This is a genomic window from Acinetobacter sp. ANC 4169 (assembly GCF_002135355.1).
In the GTDB taxonomy this organism is placed as follows: Bacteria; Pseudomonadota; Gammaproteobacteria; order Pseudomonadales; family Moraxellaceae; genus Acinetobacter.
In genome coordinates, this window is record NZ_NEGE01000008.1 from 20,195 (window position 1) to 38,277 (window position 18,083).

The 18,083-nt window shown below is 39.5% G+C and carries 13 protein-coding genes; 3 read left to right on the forward strand and 10 right to left on the reverse strand.

What is annotated here, in order from left to right; genetic code table 11:
* Positions 1-1,719: a proline--tRNA ligase gene (locus B9T26_RS07530; protein ID WP_086199104.1), complete on the forward strand. Its 1,719-nt coding sequence runs from the start codon at positions 1-3 to the stop codon at positions 1,717-1,719.
* 55 nt (positions 1,720-1,774) lie between these two features.
* On the opposite strand, the gene B9T26_RS07535 is transcribed toward B9T26_RS07530, so the two are convergent.
* The 6 genes from B9T26_RS07535 to B9T26_RS07560 all read right to left on the reverse strand — a co-directional run bounded on the left by B9T26_RS07535 (position 1,775) and on the right by B9T26_RS07560 (position 9,768).
* Positions 1,775-3,217 carry a hypothetical protein gene (locus B9T26_RS07535; protein ID WP_086199105.1) on the reverse strand — a complete coding sequence of 481 codons (1,443 nt, stop codon included), beginning with the start codon at positions 3,215-3,217 and terminating at the stop codon, positions 1,775-1,777.
* A gap of 24 nt (positions 3,218-3,241) precedes the next feature.
* On the reverse strand, positions 3,242-5,491 hold the full coding sequence (locus B9T26_RS07540; protein WP_086199106.1) for a DUF6160 family protein: 2,250 nt from the start codon (positions 5,489-5,491) through the stop codon (positions 3,242-3,244).
* Between the two features lie 34 nt (positions 5,492-5,525).
* Positions 5,526-6,212 (reverse strand): hypothetical protein, encoded by a 687-nt coding sequence (locus tag B9T26_RS07545; protein ID WP_086199107.1) that lies wholly within the window; start codon positions 6,210-6,212, stop codon positions 5,526-5,528.
* Between the two features lie 10 nt (positions 6,213-6,222).
* Entirely contained in the window at positions 6,223-8,232 is a 2,010-nt protein-coding gene (locus B9T26_RS07550; RefSeq protein ID WP_086199108.1) for a hypothetical protein, read from the reverse strand.
* Between the two features lie 246 nt (positions 8,233-8,478).
* Entirely contained in the window at positions 8,479-9,048 is a 570-nt protein-coding gene (gene dcd, locus B9T26_RS07555; protein WP_086174816.1) for a dCTP deaminase, read from the reverse strand.
* A 126-nt stretch (positions 9,049-9,174) separates the two neighbouring features.
* Positions 9,175-9,768, reverse strand: coding sequence for a LysE family translocator (locus tag B9T26_RS07560; protein WP_086199109.1), 594 nt, complete (start codon positions 9,766-9,768; stop codon positions 9,175-9,177).
* A 271-nt stretch (positions 9,769-10,039) separates the two neighbouring features.
* Here B9T26_RS07560 and B9T26_RS07565 point away from each other — a divergent pair, with 271 nt between their 5' ends.
* On the forward strand, positions 10,040-10,585 hold the full coding sequence (locus B9T26_RS07565) for a DUF2062 domain-containing protein (protein ID WP_205666411.1): 546 nt from the start codon (positions 10,040-10,042) through the stop codon (positions 10,583-10,585).
* Positions 10,586-10,727: 142 nt separating this feature from the next.
* On the opposite strand, the gene apbC is transcribed toward B9T26_RS07565, so the two are convergent.
* Positions 10,728-12,005 carry an iron-sulfur cluster carrier protein ApbC gene (gene apbC / locus B9T26_RS07570; RefSeq protein ID WP_086199111.1) on the reverse strand — a complete coding sequence of 426 codons (1,278 nt, stop codon included), beginning with the start codon at positions 12,003-12,005 and terminating at the stop codon, positions 10,728-10,730.
* A 396-nt stretch (positions 12,006-12,401) separates the two neighbouring features.
* Here apbC and B9T26_RS07575 point away from each other — a divergent pair, with 396 nt between their 5' ends.
* A complete protein-coding gene (locus tag B9T26_RS07575) occupies positions 12,402-12,689 on the forward strand; it encodes a hypothetical protein (RefSeq protein ID WP_143223001.1) in 288 nt (95 codons plus the stop codon).
* A 285-nt stretch (positions 12,690-12,974) separates the two neighbouring features.
* Here B9T26_RS07575 and B9T26_RS07580 read toward each other — a convergent pair whose 3' ends face one another.
* The 3 genes from B9T26_RS07580 to B9T26_RS07590 form a co-directional block, all read right to left on the reverse strand.
* A complete protein-coding gene (locus B9T26_RS07580) occupies positions 12,975-13,553 on the reverse strand; it encodes a hypothetical protein (RefSeq protein WP_086199113.1) in 579 nt (192 codons plus the stop codon).
* Positions 13,554-14,098: 545 nt separating this feature from the next.
* Positions 14,099-16,999, reverse strand: coding sequence for a DUF11 domain-containing protein (locus tag B9T26_RS07585; protein ID WP_086199114.1), 2,901 nt, complete (start codon positions 16,997-16,999; stop codon positions 14,099-14,101).
* Between the two features lies 1 nt (position 17,000).
* Positions 17,001-18,038 (reverse strand): OmpA family protein, encoded by a 1,038-nt coding sequence (locus tag B9T26_RS07590; RefSeq protein WP_227518785.1) that lies wholly within the window; start codon positions 18,036-18,038, stop codon positions 17,001-17,003.
* Between the last annotated feature and the right edge of the window lie 45 nt (positions 18,039-18,083).

Sequence of the window (18,083 nt, forward strand, 5' to 3'; positions counted from 1 at the left end):
ATGCGCGCGAGTCGCTTTTTATTTGCTACGTTAAGAGAAACCCCAAATGATGCTGAGGTGATCTCACATCAGCTCATGCTACGTGCGGGGATGATTCGTAAATTGGCTTCGGGTTTATACACTTGGTTGCCGATGGGTGTACGTGTGCTAAATAAAGTTGAAGCGATTGTACGTGAAGAAATGAACCGTGCCGGATCGCTTGAAGTATTCATGCCCGTAACCCAGCCTTCCAGCCTTTGGGAAGAGTCAGGCCGTTTTGTGCAATATGGTCCAGAACTTTTACGTTTCAAAGACCGTCATAACAATGATTTTGTGCTTGGCCCAACGCATGAAGAAGTCATCACCGATCTTGCACGTAACGAATTGAAAAGCTACAAACAGCTGCCAATCAATTTCTATCAGGTGCAAACCAAATTCCGTGATGAAGTACGTCCACGTTTTGGTGTGATGCGTTCACGTGAATTTATCATGAAAGATGCATATTCTTTCCATGTCGATCAAGCTTCACTACAAGAAACTTATGACGTGATGTACGACACTTACTGCCGTATCTTTAGTCGCTTGGGCTTAGACTTCCGCCCAGTACAGGCAGATACTGGCTCAATTGGTGGTTCAGGTTCACATGAGTTCCACGTTTTAGCTTCAAGTGGTGAAGATGATATCGCCTTCTCTACCGAATCTGATTATGCAGCGAACGTAGAAATGGCTGAAGCTGTTCTGGTGGGTGAACGTGCAGCTGCAACCCAAGAATTGAAACTAGTGGATACACCAGCTCAAAAAACCATTGCAGATGTATCTAACTTCTTGGGTACTGATGCTGCACAATCTGTAAAAGCATTGCTTGTTCAAGGGGTTGCTACTGAAAAAGGTAAAGAAGCACCAGTTGTTGCTTTATTCCTTCGTGGCGATCATGAACTGAATGAAATTAAAGCTGAAAAGCATCCTTTAATCGCTGCACCTTTAACCTTTGCAACTGAAGCGCAAATGCAGGCACTAGGTTTAAACACTGGCTTTATTGGGCCACAAGGTTTAGTAGAAAAAGGCATTACGGTTATTGCTGATCGTGCAGCATCTGTACTTTCTGACTTTGTCGCTGGTGCAAACGAAGCCGACAAACATGCGACTGGCGTAAACTGGGAACGTGATGCAACATTTACTGAAGTTTATGACTTGCGTAATGTGGTTGAAGGCGATCCATCTCCTGATGGTAAAGGTACACTGCAAATTAAACGCGGTATTGAAGTCGGTCATATTTTCCAGTTGGGTAAAAAATACTCTGAAGCTTTGGGCTGTAAAGTGCTTGGTAAAGACGGTAAGCCGCTGGTTGTAACGATGGGTTGTTATGGTATTGGGGTAACACGTGTAGTCGCTTCTGCCATTGAACAAAACTTTGATGATAAAGGGATTATCTGGCCAGCAGCAATCGCACCGTTTGAAGTTGCGATTGTACCGATGAATGCACACAAATCACCACGTACTTTGGAAGCTGCCGAAGCACTTTATGCAGAACTGCAAGCTGCGGGTTATGATGTGATTTTAGATGACCGTGACGAGCGCCCAGGGGTTAAATTCTCTGACCTTGAAATTACCGGTATTCCGCATCGTATTGTGATTGGTGAAAAAGGTTTGGATGCTGGAACTTTTGAATATAAAAGTCGCCGTGATGCTGAATCGGTGAATATTTCAAAAGAAGAACTACTTGCTAAAATTGCAAAGTGATTTGCCTTTAAAATAAAAAAATCCCGCTTAAGTAGCGGGTTTTTTTATTATTCATTTAACAGAATTTCAAGCCACCATAACAGTTAGAGGGAACATTCTGGTTTTTTAAAACCTGGTTGCTTAGCGTTAATCTAGATGGGTTAGCTTGAGTCCACGGTCCCACATTAATCTCTAGTGTTTTAACAATAGGAGTTTTCGATAGCGCCTTGATAGAATCACCCAAATCAATTGGAATTTTCATATCTTCCTGCATCAGGCTAGTTGTAATATTTGTAGCAACTTGAGGAAGTACCGCCGAAATATCCACAGCCCCTGCTACATTTAATTTCCCCAATTGCACAGGATCAGCAAATGACATCCACCAACCTCTTTGCGCAACATCTGCTGCATCCGCTCCCGGCCAATGTAGAGCAAGCTGTTGCAAAGCCAAATAGCCACCTGAACCGGTTAATGGCACATTATGCACCATGCTTAACAATTGATCGAAAGTCACATTCATATTCAGGTTAGTCAGTTTAGAGCCTTCCCCCATTTTGAATTTTGAGGTTTCCACCAAACAAAGTGATCCTATACCCACACAGGGAATGATATCTACCAATAGCTGGTCATTATCAAACTGCGTAGTATTCAAGCCATTATAAACCTCATAATTTGCATTATCCGCAGCTGTACCTTTTGCCAAAGGAATTACTGGAATAGTCACCATAATATTGGTTGCACTTGCCTTGGTTTGACGGTTTCCAGACACGGTAAACCCTGGAACATTAAATTTCACATTATTTAACTGAGGTACAGTAATACCAGTCGTTTCAGCAGCGTTTGGCTTACTGGTGAAACCATGTTCACCAAATATCGCAATATCCAAGACCCCTGAAATTTGCTGACTTAGATCCGTTGCATTATTACCCTTACCAAACTTTGCTGCTGCAGTATTGGTAGAACCGGAGGTATCCGCGATTTTCATATAACCACTGAAAGACTGAATACCATCCGTAGGAGCTACTGTATTAGAAATACCTGTAGTTAATAAACCCAAAATTTCTTGTGCACCCAATCGGAATCCAACTATTTCCCGGGTTGATGCTTTATCACTATTTTTTATTGCGAATTCAACAAAAGGGTTAGTTATTTTTGCGCTTGTCGAGGCACGGTCATTGGCAAATACAGGATTTCCATCACTATCATAACTCGTAGGTAATCCACTTAAAGCTAAATTCGAAATATCAATATCACAACCATTTGGACCATTCACACCCCCACACCCTAACTGTAAGGATTTGATATTAGTATTTAATTCCATTTCAGCTTCAAGTCCAAGTTTAAAAAAGTTAACCTTCTCGCTACTTGCAGTGGTATAACTATAAGCATCTTTGGAAAAATTCAGCAAAGCTTGACCATCTACTGTAGCCAATTCGGAATCCGATAAAGTTTTAAATCCTGTGGCATTTACTCCCGAACAAATGCAATAGATTAATGTAGGCAATAGTAATTTTTTCATTTTAAGTCCCTATAATTTATTTTTTTATCGCGGAGTAATACCTAAAGTGCTACGCATTGTCCCTCCTGTAATAGCAAGATCGGCAATTTTTTGCATATTACCTGCCGGAGACATTGCCATTTCTGCGGTAAAGGCCTTACCTTGAGAAGTAGCAGTAGCTAAATGGTTAAACTTGACCTGACTATCTAGTACAACAGTATCCTGTTTCATCTGAATTCTTGATTCAAAGCCTATATGCCCTTGAAGCTTATTCAAATTGATACTAGATTCAGTTGGTCCAGTAGTCTTAACATCTTCGTTAATGATACTGAAAAAACTACCTCTATCTGTAGGTCCTGTGAGATCTTTAAACTTAAAGTTCCCTTTTAAAGACAAGTAGTTGGTATCCGGTGTTGCATCTGATGCATTCAGTCCCGGAACAATCAGTAATTCGCCTTGACCATCCAGCTTAAAGGCAATAGAAGATAGCACATCATCTTTTTTGGCAAAATTATCAATAGGTACAACTTTTTTATCACAATTTGCGCCACCAATTGCGGCTGTACAATTATATAAAGAGCCTGGCAATTGCCCAATTGCAATTTCAGCTTTTGCTGCAAATAATAAATTATCTGCCTTGATATAAATTCCTTCATCTTCAAAACCAATTACACCATCTGCTTTTAAATATGAATCGATATTTCGAAGACCGGCATAATAATTGACTTCTTCGTTATATACTCCTTTTGCACCATCCACAACAATGATAGAAGTTGTACTTGGTGTTCCAGTTTTTTTATCAATACCATAACCTTCTGTGGACATTGCCAAGTTATAGCCCAAACCTGAGCTTGTCACACCTTTATACGTATAATTTTTAGAAAATAAGGCCAGATTGGCATTTAAATTAAAGATAGGTATGCCTAAACCCCATTCTCCAGATGGACTGGTTATTTCAGCAATGGAGTTATCTGAAATAAAGCGTGCTTTACGTGCTATCGCCTGGAAATCCATACCGCGGATTGCAATCAATGCTACATTTTGCCCTTTATCAACCGGCACCATGTTATATGTCAATTCAGTACTTGCAGCACCGATTATCTTTTTTACATTTTCATTGATAATAAAATTTAAACTTTTAACTTGCGCGGTATTGATGTAAATATCACCAAAATCAATATATGCATTTTTGGTATTTAAATTCGTAGCATTGTTTGAACTACGAATCGCTAAAGGAGATAAATTTGAAAACTCTATGGCATAACTACCATGTCCGGTATGACCTATTTCCAAAGTCGTCGGAGCAATATTTTGACCTAATAGCGGATTTCCTTCACGTGTAAACTCAGCAGAAACACCGAAATGCAAACCACCAGCACCTGCAAACTCATAACCGGCAGCAGACTTGATGGTTTCTGTTAAATCTGTTCCAGAACGATTAACCGTATTAAAATCTTTAAGGCCTGCCTGATTTGCATTTAAAAATATTTTACCATTAGTAACAGCACCTGATGCCCCCATACGAATTACATTTTTCTGGTTATTGGGATCTGCACCATAGCGTAAGTCAATATTTACCCCAGGATTTTTGGCATTTACTCGACTGGAATCAACATCGCTTGAATCGGCAACCCGGGCTAAATTAACAATATGATCTGTATTTCCATCACGGCTTTTAGTGGCCATCACTATCCCTTCATTCGGGTCTAGATACATATAACCATCGGCAGAAAAATTAAAGTTAAAATCTTTTAAAGTTAAATTTTTGCCATTTAAACCATAACCAATACTTGCATTTTGTAGCTGAAAATCTAAATGTGCAGTGTCATCACGGTTAAATAAACCATTTGTGGTTTCCAGATAAATTTTTAAGGGTGAAGTCGTTGCAAGACTCAAAGAACCCAAATTTTGTTCAGCTGTTGTACAAGTTGTAGCTCCACATAATAGCTGAAGCTTTTCTACAGTTGCCTGAAATGGAGAAATGCTGGCTTGAATTTTTATGCCAGTACCTTTATTTGTTGTACCTACGTCAAAATCAAGCGTACTCTTAATTGCACTGTTATTTAAACCTTTGACTTCAACATTGTGCATACCTAACTTCATGCTACCTGTATCGGTATAATCAACCCAGTTGACTTGGTCTACATTTATTTTTGAGACTTCATGAGTAATAGAGATACCATCTTGCCCTGTTACGCTGCTTAAAGATTTATCTGTTAACTGCTGAAGCGCAAAAGATTGTTGTGCCAACAATACACAAGCGGTGAGCAGATTCAATTTTATTATTTTTTTCATTACAACATCCCTATTCTTAAAAATTTTTATTTAATTAACAACGGCTGGTTGCTGCACCTGAGCAGTTATAGCTAAAAATTTTTAGATCTCCCGACATATGTAAATTCCCATGTACGTTCAAGCCCATAAATCCCTTTTCAGCACCTTTATCAAAAGTAGGCACATCTACATTGCTATAAACTTTCGTACCTTGGGCATCTAATGTATAAGCAGAATATTGATTATATTTTATATCTTTTAAATAACCTTTCGTAGTTGCATCATCTGTTTCCACCGACAAACTACTAAAACCTAGGTTCCTTATTTTTAATGGTTTATCATCAAAAAAGGAGAGTTTCATTGCCGTTTGAGGCATCATATCCTTATTGATGATGGTACTTCCCGCTAAAGAAAATTTATCTATCTGAATGGTGCCTTGAATTTGCTTAAACACCAACCATCTTTGATTACCAGCTGCATCCGCATGATTATTGGGTGAAAATGCAAAACGACATTGCACATCGGACAAACAGTCATAGCTATAATACACGCCTTGCTGATCGGAAATATTTTTAATACTTAAATCATTCGCATAGCGATGGTTTAATGACAAGGTCCAGCTTAAATCGGCGCCCCCTTGCCCTGTGACGTCTAGCATTGCACCGTTGTCCAAACCCACCAATTCAGCATGTGCTGCACAAGCCATAAATAAAACTACAGAAATAGATATTTTATTTAACATTTTTATGCTCCTATAAGCCCGTAGTTTTAATCTTTAGATGCTGAATTAAAACGCCATCAATTACAGCAGAACCTAAATTCACAGCCGCTCCTGTTGGACTTTTAAATACAATACCTGTCGCATCTGCACCTCTATTAGCTTTTAGAAGATTAGTGGATACCTCTCGGGTGACACTACCGATCGCTATACTACTATGGGTGGCATTTGTCCCTTGATATCTAACGGTATTGCTTCCCGTAGTAATGTCTGAGTAATTTGAACCACAATAACTTACGTTACAGGTTGAGCCTTTAAAGGATGCTGTGGTTAACCCTGTGCCTGCTTGAAATTGAGGGTTTGGATCTGTATCTGAATACCAAGTATAAATTTGTGAATATATAGCAGGTACTTTAGGAATTCGGGTCACTTCCAAAATGATATTGTTGCCTTCGGATGCCAGAATAAAAGGTTGATACATATTTCCCAATACCAGGTTGATATTGGCACTATATAAATAAAGACCGTCTTTATCATTGAACAGTGGAGCCAAAGAACCATCTATTGCTGGGGTAACTGCCGTGCCATCATCTGTATCGGATTTAGCTGCAGTACTGATACGAATTCCTTTTTCATCCAGATTGGTATCGCTAAACTTCAATGTGGATGGATTATCATTGGTGTTAATACGCAAGAGTGCGGCTATCCCCAATGTTTCATCGTAGAGTTTATTTACATCATCATTTTGAGTCTGGAATAATCGAACCTGTGATCCATTAATACTCAGGCCATTTGCCACAAATTGTGATCTTAAGCGATAGTCTTTATCCAGCCCGCTCGCTGGTGCACCTGTAGCAGCATTAATTGTACGGACTGAATCAAAAGACCGAGAGAAAATATCTGTCCAGAACCCCAATTTGATTCGGTCACTCGTCGTATCGACGCCATCCATAGCCAACGGCGCTTCTAAAGCCAAATAGCCGATATCACTCTTGTTTGCCGCTGAAAATTGCTGAATGTCTTTGGCTGTACTCGCGCGGAACAACCAGGGATTGGCTGCATTTCCCCAATTTAAACCCACATTACTATAACGCTGATTTAAGTTGCCATTACTTTTAGATAAAGCCAAACCATAAATAAAAACATCTGCCTTAGTACGGGCATTGGTTACAGCCCCCGCTGCATTTGCATTCGCCACATTGCTGGCAGTAGTTTTTGCATAATTTATGACCGTTGTATTTGCAGTAGATGTTGCTTGCTGGGTAGCGGTGCTATTTGCTGATGCTCTAATCTGAGCAAGAGTAGTTTCTTTTAAATGATTATTGACTGCTGTGGTAATTGTGGAACCATACGCAGCTTCAATTTTTTCAACGGTATTTTTCCAAGCATTTTCTGATGATTTATCTTTATTCAACCAACCACCGGAATACTCTGTTGTACCATCGTTAGGAATTGTCAACTCAGAATTATAATAATATTGGTCGTAGCGCTTTTTGTAATAATCTACATAAGTTTGCTGCTTTGCATAAACTGAAATTTCCTGATCACGATATGCAGTTTGGTTTTGTGTTTGTACCTGGGCATAAGTGGTTGTATAGGTGCTAGTAGTAGTACTACCATTTTGATAGATTCCATTATATACCGTGCTATAAGTTGAATCATAACTTGCTTGATACAAGTTAGTTTTTGCATACGTATAGCCTGAATTGTAATTGGACTGATAAATTTTATCGTACGCACGTTGATACTGTACTTCGTAATTTTCACCGGTTGGAATAATACGGATAAAACCAGTATCGTATTTAGGTTTGTCTGCCGCAGCAATAGCGGTATTGTTATAGCTAGAAGCCGTAGAAACATCATTGGGACCCTGAAAGACCATCTTAAAGTTTTCAGGCAATAATGCGATCCCTTCACCGGTAGTTTCAGAAAGGTTATTATCTGACAAAGATTCAAGCGCATAAACTGATGGGCTAAGTAAAACTGCGATTACACTCGCCAAACAAGATTTTTTAAATCCTGCATTATTCCAACTTTGAGTCATCACGACCTTCCTTTTTATCAGATGCTCCGCATCATTATTTTTTAATTCATCCTATGCTTGGTATGCCGAATTTTTATTTATTTGTCATTACGACAATGTTCTTACCAAGTCTGTACAACTTTTTATTATGCTGAATATTATTGCAATTGCAAAAAAAACTGGTCGAATAAACACAGTTTCCGATGAATGAAGGAAGCAAAAAATAAGCGGACCAAAATGATCCGCTTATTCAATTATTTATAATATTTATGCCTTCGGCAATGTCACACCTGTCTGACCTTGGTATTTACCACCACGGTCTTTATAAGATGTTTCACATACTTCATCGGACTCAAAGAACAACATTTGAGCCACACCCTCACCGGCATAAATACGTGCTGGCAAGTTAGTGGTATTTGAAAATTCCAAAGTGACATGACCTTCCCACTCAGGTTCAAGTGGAGTCACATTAACAATAATACCACAGCGCGCATAAGTCGATTTACCTAAACATACCGTCAAAACATTACGTGGAATACGGAAATATTCTACCGTACGGGCCAAGGCAAATGAATTGGGCGGAATAATACATACATCTGACTCAATATCAATAAAGCTTTTATCATCAAAGTTTTTTGGATCGACAATTGCTGAATGTACATTGGTAAATACTTTAAATTCACGGGCGCAGCGAACATCATAACCATAGCTAGAAACACCATAAGAAATGAGTTTTTCACCAGTTTCGTCATAACGTACCTGGTTTTCTGCATACGGTTCAATCATGCCGTGTTTTTCGCTCATTTCGCGAATCCAACGATCAGACTTAATTGCCATTATTTCAATCCAAAAAAGAGTTAATTCGATTATTGCGCTGTACTTTAACTGAAATTGGCTACAATGAAAACGATGATGCGGCGATGATGTGATTTTTTACAAAATGAACATTTTCATCGCCCTATTTTAAAGACTTAAAATAGCAGAATAACTTAATGGAATTGAAAAACTGATTAAGACTATAGAAGCAGTTTTTTGCAAGTTTGACTGATTGAGCCAGCGTACTTTATTGGACGCAAGGATGGAACCGATAAAAATCCAGAATAAGGCGATCGGGACAATTAAAACCAGGAACATCACAATATGAACTAAATAATTATTCAGTGTTAACCAGGCTGTGCTTGGAAATATAGCAGAAGCAAAGAGTAAAGCCTTAGGATTGAGTAAAGTTGCACAAAACAATTCACGCGCACGAATGGTCGGAAGATTATAACTTGCTTCAATATCTGCCGTTTTCCAGAGTTTAATCGCCAGAAAAATGATATAGCAGGCACTCAGAAGTTTTAAAATGATTGGTAATATTGGAAATTTAGCTGAAACTGTACCAATGATTACCCCCCAAAGAGTAATTGCAATTAAGTAACCACAAGATTCAGCAGGAATCAATCGTAATGATTTACGTACACCGACCTGAATACCAGAAGATGCCAGTAAAGTATTTGTTGGGCCAGGTGTTAATAAAATGGTAATAACCAAACCAATAAATAACCATGAAATCATATGCGACCTCTCTATAGAGTGCGCGAAGAGTAAATCAGTTTATTGTACTTAGCAAATCAGAAATTTTATATCTTTAAAAAATACAGAATATTTTTTATAAATTATTTAAATTTCAATAAATTAAAATATATTATGAGAGTTTAACTCGTGAGTCATTTGTTAGAAAAAGTTTCAATAAATACTATTTTAAGGTTGATCATTTACATTGACCGAACTTGAGCTGTCCCTCAAGGATCTATTCAGGCACAATATCTCATCATTTAAACGGCCGATTTTTATGGCAAAACAGTTCTTTCAGTCATGGCTTCCCTCACCGCAAAAAGTTGCAGGGATGAAAGTAATGAAGATTTTTGGTCAACGCACCTTAAATCCTTTACTTTGGTACGTGAACAGAAAGTCAATTTCAAAAGCTGTTTTTATTGGCACGTTTTGGGGCATGTTGCCCTTACCGTTTCATAGTATTTTGATTGTATTGACGGTATTGCTATTTGAAGTCAATCTCCCGCTCAGTCTATGTCTGGCCTGGCTAACCAATCCTTTTACCTTGGTTCCAATCCTGTATTTAGGGTTCTGGTTAGGCAGTAAAATATTCCAGGTCAATATGATTGATCAGGATATGATTCTGGGTGTACTGCATCAGATCAGCCACGTTATCACCCACTTTGGGCATGGACATATCGACTTAAGTTTGGCGAAAATTTTATTATCCGGGTTGTTACTGGAAGCTTTCATTTTTGCTGTTTCGCTATTCGTGATTACCCGACTATTGTGGCGATGGAATATTATCCTGCATCATAAACGGCGCCGAGATCTGTAGTAATCATGCCATTCTTAGCTATGACTCACTATTTAATCTATTAGTGCTACCTAAGGCATTGTCTGTTATTGCAAATCCAAAATGTAAAAAGCCCAAACAAGGTTGGGCTTTTCAAAGATATAACTTTAATCAGTGAGCAAATTTAGAAAATTCTATTTTGTGGTTTTTCTACTTTTGGCAATTGATCGGCAATTTTCTGAGCAATGGCCATATAACTTTCCGCAGCATCATCTCCTACCAGCACAGAAGGTTTCCCGGCATCGGCATTTTCACGGATTTGCACATTTAACGGTAAACGCCCGAGCAAAGGGATATGGTATTGTTCAGCCAATTTATCGCCGCCACCTGTACCAAAAATCTGTTCCTCATAACCACAATTCGAACAGATATGCGTCGACATGTTCTCCACTACACCCATCACTGGAATCTGAACCTTATTAAACAGTTCGATGCCTTTGGTTGCATCCAGTAAGGCAACATTTTGTGGTGTGGTGACAATCACTGCGCCTGTGACTGGAATGCGCTGCGCCAGGGTTAATTGAATATCGCCTGTTCCTGGTGGCATATCAATCATCAACACATCGAGGTCTGGCCATAAGGTCTGGTTAAAGAGTTGCATTAAAGCACCCGTCGCTTTGGGACCACGCCAGGCAACCGGCGTGTTGTGATCCCCAGTTAAATGGCCAATGGAAAGCACGGCCATCCCATAAGCATCAAGCGGAACAAAATTTTCTGCTTCAATCATGGGAGTACGTCCGGCATTGCCTAGCATAGTAGGAATACTCGGTCCGTAGATATCTGCATCAAGAACACCGACTTTTAAACCCAGTTTTTGTAAGGCCAATGCAAGGTTAACGGTAGTTGTAGATTTACCCACGCCCCCTTTACCCGACGAAACCAGAATAACATTTTGAATACGTGGATGCTTGGGCACATCTCTTTGCTGCGGTGCCGGTTTCTGGATTGGTGGATTATTGGGATCTTCTGTAGGTTTACTTTCAGCTTGAGCCGTTTGTCCAGCAGCATCTACGACAGGCGGAAGTTTTTGGGCTGAAGATGCTGTTGAAGTTTGGGCTTTATTGTCACCACAATGTTGATCTTTTCCATGATCATGGTTAGCACAGCTTTCACCCTGTTTGTGCTTTTGCTGAATGACATGCATATTCAGTTCCTGAATGCCGCATTTTTCCAGTGCATCGGCCAAATCATCATGAATTTTTTGTAGATGATCGGCTTCCTCAGGATAAGTATTAATGGTGATTTGTAGCACCTGACCTTCTACATTGATCTGAGTAATTCGGTCTTTCAGGGCATGCGTGGAATTGGGCAAGATATAGCCTTGTAGCACATTCTGGATTTCTTCCTCCTTCACCTCTTGCGCGGGTGAAAACACAGATTTAAGCGAAGAAAGCCACGACATAAGTTTACTCCAAGTACGGACATACAGCTGAATAGCATAGTTTAGCTTTAAATGCCGCGAAGGTTAAGCATAGTTCTGTTCTATATGGCTTGATGAATGCAATTGTAAATACAAATAAATCTATAACTTGCAATATTCAGTACTGGATTTTTTTACCTCCACACGATGTTTTGCCCGCTCATATATAAAAAGCATGTGGATACACACGATAAAACAGCCTTAAGACAAAATGATCTGCCCGACATCGTGCTTATTTTATTAATAATTTTGTTAATAATTCTGCTACAGACATGCTGCTATTTTGTTCTTTATATTGATAAATTATTTTGATTGTGATTTTATTTTGGGGATAACATGTTATTTAAGCGCCTAATTCCACTTATATTTTTGTCAGCGATGACATTTACTCATGCAGCCTCCGAAACATCTTCCATACGTACTCATGAAGGTCAGACCCTCAGCTTGGGAGATTCTTTTTCTGACATGCAAAATCGGCTGCATTTATCTCCGAGTTCCATGATTACTCATGAATTCCAAGAAGGTAAAAAGCATTATCTGGCCATGGACTATACTTATGAAGTGGAAAATATGCTTTATACCATTACCATTGTGAACGATCAGGTGAAGAAAATTAAATGGCTGAATACCGATCAGGACATTAAAAATAAAATTACAAAACAATGATTCAAAATCATTAACTGAAAAAAAGCTGAACAATCTCTAGCTAAGCTATACAACGACTTTAAAGCTGATCAAGTTTAAGCTGGATCAGCTTTTTTTAATTTGTGTAGTCTGTCGGTGGTTATTTTCTTGTACTCATCAAATTGGCTACTGGCCTGAGCTTAAGGGATCTGAATTGCAGTGGTCCTGAAAAGCAAACCGCTACAATAAAGGATTGGCTATTTACCGCTACAAGAATGATAGCTGCACCTAGAGAATCTTGTCTGTGATGAGCACAGACTGATTCCCTCACTTAACCGGGATCATCAAGTGTTGATAGGGAGTTCCGGGCCACATTATGTAAGGTACAGCAGTATCCGGCTGGGCATTTTTAGGATACATGTCATAGAAACTGGGTTCAGCACCGACAATCATGACATGTGGACCGGTCTTGATCCAATGATTACCAGCAGTTGGTTTTTGGGCATAGGGATCCGTATTGCTGGCATCGGTTCCACCCTCTAACATGTACATAAAGCCGATTTTACCTACAGTTGGCGGTTTGTGACCCATCCAGGCTTCCGCCCATTCCAGGGCTGCCTTGTCCATGCACATCGGGTCTGGCCCCGGAGTGGTCGGATTGTCCGGCATACAGGTAAAACCATTACTGCCTTTACGCAAGGTACGCATCTTGCCATCTTTGCCTACGACTACAATGGTTGCTGCTGCACCCACTTTTTTCGGTGCTGCGCTCATTGCGCTAGCAATAGCCTTTTGGTCAGCTGCTGCGATGCTGCCGTGTGTAGCAGCTTTGGTCTCTGCTGCAAGGATACTTGGTGCGGATAGGACAACCCATCCGGTAAGAATCAATATTTTAGGGAAATTCATAGTCTGTTCTCCGAACAGGAGGTTATGTTTGTGACCCCTGACTCAAGTTATATAACTCAACTTTGCCCTATAACTAAAACGGAATGAAACATAATTATTTTTTGTTGATTATTTTCAACCAAATTGAGTTGTTCCATCAACGTCATGTACCGCAATACACAGATTTCATAACAAACAAACTCAATGGGACACAATAAGTTACGAACATAGAAAACTGAGGTTTGGCTCAATCGAGCGAGCATCTAACAGCATGAAGCAAATTAAATGTTTTAGAACCTATTTTTAGCGTATTTTTATGCCTGTACGCGGTTCACTTTTCAATCAAAAAAATAAGGCAATCCCGTTACGCCTTGTTAGATTAACCTAAAGTAGATTCATCAAGCCCACCAAGGCGTATTTGAAGCTGGCTTGAGTTTAGCTCTTAATTGTCCAGCTTTATTACTAATGATATCGGCCACATTCTATGCCTAGAACTTTGATTTAGATGCTCTGTAGCAAGCCTATCAAGATGTAGCAGCAATAAAGCTTTACTGTTTTGATTTTTATCAATTCATTTTAATTCCAAAGTAAAGTGACTTTTCTTGCTGTGGTAACAACTCTTTTAAAATTGCTCTAATTTTTGCAGCCCCATCATCTTCAATTTTATTATTACTATTGTCTGTAATATTCTGACCATTACCACCCACAACTGGCAATATACCCATAGATGCCCATTGCTTAGTATAAGCCGGATACATGTCATTAATAATGACATTGTTTAAAGTTTCATTACCTGAGTTTTTTACCATAATCCGGTAGATTAAACACTCACTTGGTTTCAAGCTTTCATTCTGCACCGTATAGGTTGAGTTAATAACAGCCTGTGCATTGGTCATGCTGCAACTTACGACTTTGAATTGTGATTTCAAAATTTGCAGTTGACTCGGGCTAACAGTGATCAGATCCGTATTGCTCAAATCTGCTAGGGTAACTGCTTTTCCAGTATTGTCTGGTTTCGCAATTAACCGGACTTGACTCGTCATTCCATTGGTTGCTGTTGCAGGTGCTTCTACCTTAATAAATAAAGTCACAGACTTGTTGGGTTCGATAATATTGCTTAATTCAGTTTCGGTCGCAGAAAGTAATGTGTCACTCGCATCGAGCGTGTTATTAGCATTTTGATCTAAGAACAAGGTATATAAGAAACCATTGTTATTTGTTGAACTTAGTCCTACTTTTACTTTCGTTTCATTCTCTACACCATAATTAGTTAAACGGTGTAAAAACACATAGCTTCCTCCCACACCCACCTGTGCTGTTTGATCATTACTCAGGTCAAGTAAACGCTTTTGTGGCTGCGGTATCACAGCATCTAAAATTACATCACCTAGCCCAGACTGAAGTGACTCAATTGCAAACCAAATATTGGTTGTTGCCGTTGTAGAAGGATACGTGGTAACTACTGCACAGACCTGACCAGTCGTATTTGCAGCAACATTCAATTGTGTAATTTGTTTTGCGCTTATACCTGTTTTACATTGCGTGGCATTTGCACTATAAAACTCAACCTTTACACCCGATGTAAAAGGTGTAATCCCTGCTTTAACTAAGGTTGAATAGTCACCTGTACTTGAGGTTGGAGCAATTGCTGTGCTTGATGCATATAATTGATAATCCTGTGCCAAATTACTATAGTTTTGAATATTCAATGGGAAATAGGCTTTTTGACTGCTGTCTGCATTTTGAGTCAATAAAGGTGTCACACCTGTTCTACCTTCCTTGGCAATATAAAATAAACCCACGCCTGTTTCTGTTACAGGAGCACCGGCCTTATTATTTGACAGATCATTTTTAGCAGCCATTAATGTTTTAACAGTTGATGTATCATTACCCGGGGCAAGATCATTCATCTTAGTTGTTTCAATGGTCGCTGTATTAACTACATAACCAGCATTTGCAGTATCTGTATCTGTAACCCTTAAGTTTTTTACTGTAAATCTATATTTCGCATTTGCAGGAATATTACCCAGGCTTAAGCCACTACCTACAGTAGTCGTAAATAAGGAAGTTAATGCATTAGAATCGGTCCATGTAGAGGGACACGCCTTACTTGTACCGTCAGTTAAATCTTCACAAATTAAATTGGTTTGACTTGCCACATCTCCCGTAGTTACTCTGAGTAAATTTTTGAAATTATCCCTCAGTACAACTCCATCAGCCTGTACAGCAGTATTATTGGTTACATCCAGCTTATAAGAAATTAGGTTATCTTTCACGACTATAGATTCTGGTGTTAAAGTTTTGACTACCGCCAAATCAATATCATCCTCTTGAATCTTAAGGTCAAATTTTACATCTGCGCTTACATTGCCACAGCTACTCAATGAGGTAGTAATAAACTTACTATTAGTATCAAGGGCAAATTCAAAAGGTAGAGTTATATCACTATTGGTTTGAGTATTACCAAATATTTTAATCACTAAATCATTAACTTGAACACCTTTTGCATAATCCAGAGTCGAGTTATATACAGGCATATAATTGAACGTTACCCTATCAGAATTAGATATATTTAAGTTATCCGAAGCTGACGTTAATTCGACTAGATTGCCCCCTACACGTTGATATAAACGATAATTGGTACCATAAACAGCCTTGGTCTGTGCATAGCCAGATGGATATTCAATTTTAAATTGCAGGGTAGGCATATCACTCTGGCTTAAAATTTGTCCGACAATATTAAAAGGCACTGAATATGTCCTACCCGCTGCATCGCCACCTTCATAAAAAATTCCGGAACCGGCACTAAATTCGACTGCAGGTCTTAATTTTAATGAGATATCATCAATAAAATTACCAAGTGTTGGACTGCTGTATCTCGTTGCAGCAAAGATAAAATCATAGATACCACTATTTACTGTAACAGTAGCTTTAGCTTTGGTTGGGTTAGCATCAACCCATGTCCATAATTGAGTAGACCTCTGTGCACCAATTGTCTGTAATGGATTAAAGCCTAAACGATCCGTATTTACCTTGCCTATATAAAAAGTCGCTTCTTCAGTATTACTGGAACGTGCAGCATGCCTAAAATTCCATTCAAAATCTTCACCTTTGATCAAACATACAGGCTGATAAAGTGCAGATGCATCTTCCGCATTAAGTTCAGCGTACTGATTATTGGTATTAGCCGTTCCCCACGCATTGGTTGCATTATTATCTGGACCTTTCCCACGCCATATCTCAATTAATTTAGGATTTTTATGAGTAGTGAGCCAGCTATCTACAGCTGTTTCAGAAAGCTGCTGATAACTGCTGCTCAGTGTTGGGCTATTAAAACTTAAATTGACAAAACTACGTTGAATTTTTACTTTGGTTGTATCCGCTGCCGTATCTGCCGCATAAATTTCAGTAGTACCACCCAGTAAAAGTAAAGATGCCAAAGCACGGCTAACATATTGCTTCATCATTTTAGTTCACCTTCACTTTTTGCTGCTCTGACTCGACTTGTAAATCTTGCCATTGAGGTTCTATTTGAATTTGGCCAGCATCATTCAATTGCAATACCACACGGCGGCTTTTGGCATGTGCAATCTGTGGCTTAGAATCGAATTGTAAATCTTGTGCGCCTCTTGCTTCAGACTGAATACGTTTCAAATCAATACCATGCATGCTTAAATATTGCTGTACTGACTGTATACGACGTTGCGCCAGCTTTAAATTATACGTTTGGCTTGCACGGCTGTCGGTATAACCCAACAAGGTCACGTCTATTTGTGGATACTTTTGCAAAACGCTGAGCAGACGATCCAGCACAGCTTGGCTGGCTAAACTGAGTTCTGCACTATTTGAAGCAAAATGTACAACATTCTGAACCTTATGCGTTGCATTCAACTCAACGGCCTTATTCATCGGCCAAAATTCGGCATTGACCCCATGGCAACCTTGACCATTGATATCCGCCATCGACGGCAGCTGCTTCATCACTCCATTCATTGGTACTGGCTTAATCTCTGATACTTCAATAGCCCTATACAGTGCTTGCTCCGCAGCATGGAAATGTTCATTGGCATGACGCCAGCCCAGTTCACAATATTCCGCAGCAGCCCAAACCAGTATCACTTCCGCATGTGCCAGACTTTCTGGTGCTTTATCAATTGCCCCAGACTGTTTTAAGTATTCAATTTGTTGCCATAAATCACGGCGCATGACCTGCGACACACTTAAAATAGGTGTGATTAATGACAAGGCTTGATGTTGCTGCAAGCCCTCAGAAATCGCTTTAGCGTGTTGCCAAGCTTCTAGCCCTGCTGAAGTCAGGCTGCCTTCAGACCGCTCATTTTGTGCATAGCTCAACCACATTTTCCCTTTATAAGCCTGATAGCGTGCTTGCCCCGCACTCTGTTGGTATTGTTGTTCCAAAACAGTTGCCAATTCATCTATTTGCACAGCGCTCGGTCTCTGCTGCGAGGCAACGTCCTGCACATGCTTGGCTGATACTGTACTCATACAGCTTGCCCAAACAGCAAGGCATAACAATGTCATTTTCATTAT

What these genes read in the sequence shown, in the direction of transcription:
- B9T26_RS07530 (WP_086199104.1), top strand. Translation starts at nt 1, where the DNA reads ATGCGCGCGAGTCGCTTTTTATTTGCTACGTTAAGAGAAACCCCAAAT.
- B9T26_RS07535 (WP_086199105.1), bottom strand. Translation starts at nt 3,217, where the DNA reads ATGAAAAAATTACTATTGCCTACATTAATCTATTGCATTTGTTCGGGA.
- B9T26_RS07540 (WP_086199106.1), bottom strand. Translation starts at nt 5,491, where the DNA reads ATGAAAAAAATAATAAAATTGAATCTGCTCACCGCTTGTGTATTGTTG.
- B9T26_RS07545 (WP_086199107.1), bottom strand. Translation starts at nt 6,212, where the DNA reads ATGTTAAATAAAATATCTATTTCTGTAGTTTTATTTATGGCTTGTGCA.
- B9T26_RS07550 (WP_086199108.1), bottom strand. Translation starts at nt 8,232, where the DNA reads ATGACTCAAAGTTGGAATAATGCAGGATTTAAAAAATCTTGTTTGGCG.
- dcd (WP_086174816.1), bottom strand. Translation starts at nt 9,048, where the DNA reads ATGGCAATTAAGTCTGATCGTTGGATTCGCGAAATGAGCGAAAAACAC.
- B9T26_RS07560 (WP_086199109.1), bottom strand. Translation starts at nt 9,768, where the DNA reads ATGATTTCATGGTTATTTATTGGTTTGGTTATTACCATTTTATTAACA.
- apbC (WP_086199111.1), bottom strand. Translation starts at nt 12,005, where the DNA reads ATGTCGTGGCTTTCTTCGCTTAAATCTGTGTTTTCACCCGCGCAAGAG.
- B9T26_RS07575 (WP_143223001.1), top strand. Translation starts at nt 12,402, where the DNA reads ATGACATTTACTCATGCAGCCTCCGAAACATCTTCCATACGTACTCAT.
- B9T26_RS07580 (WP_086199113.1), bottom strand. Translation starts at nt 13,553, where the DNA reads ATGAATTTCCCTAAAATATTGATTCTTACCGGATGGGTTGTCCTATCC.
- B9T26_RS07585 (WP_086199114.1), bottom strand. Translation starts at nt 16,999, where the DNA reads ATGATGAAGCAATATGTTAGCCGTGCTTTGGCATCTTTACTTTTACTG.
- B9T26_RS07590 (WP_227518785.1), bottom strand. Translation starts at nt 18,038, where the DNA reads ATGAGTACAGTATCAGCCAAGCATGTGCAGGACGTTGCCTCGCAGCAG.